This is a genomic window from Bowmanella yangjiangensis, assembly GCF_017255015.1.
Lineage (GTDB): Bacteria > Pseudomonadota > Gammaproteobacteria > Enterobacterales > Alteromonadaceae > Bowmanella > Bowmanella yangjiangensis.
In genome coordinates, this window is the sequence record NZ_JAFKCS010000783.1 from 1 (window position 1) to 337 (window position 337).

The 337-nt window shown below is 61.1% G+C and carries 2 protein-coding genes; one reads left to right on the forward strand and one right to left on the reverse strand.

The features are described from left to right. A partial coding sequence (locus tag J0A65_RS26660) for a LysR family transcriptional regulator (protein ID WP_206597184.1) occupies positions 1–105 on the reverse strand: 105 nt, incomplete at its 3' end. Between the two features lie 88 nt (positions 106–193). Between J0A65_RS26660 and J0A65_RS28045 the strand changes: the two genes are divergently transcribed. Then, a partial coding sequence (locus tag J0A65_RS28045) for a chlorhexidine efflux transporter (protein ID WP_416135343.1) occupies positions 194–337 on the forward strand: 144 nt, incomplete at its 3' end.

Below are 337 nucleotides of genomic sequence, written 5' to 3' on the forward strand. Positions count from 1 at the left end.
GCTGATCGTCGACTGGCTCTTGCCCAGGCGCCGTGCCGCTGCACTGAGTGAGCCACTGTGAGCGGCCTGGGCGAAGGCCTGAAGGGATTCGGGAGATATGTTCATATCGGTTTCGCCGATGGCAACTCACTTCGTCATGGCAGGTTTGCCGATGATCATAGCGCCCATCGCTTCCTGTCACGAGGTTTCAGTCATGAGCCAGCCACTGCCACGCACCCTGCGCGAACGCATCGTCCATGCCCTGGCGTTCGAAGCCATCGCCGTACTCATCTGTGCGCCAACCCTGGCCTGGTTGATGGGCAAGCCGCTGTTGCATCTGGGCGTGCTGACGCTGATG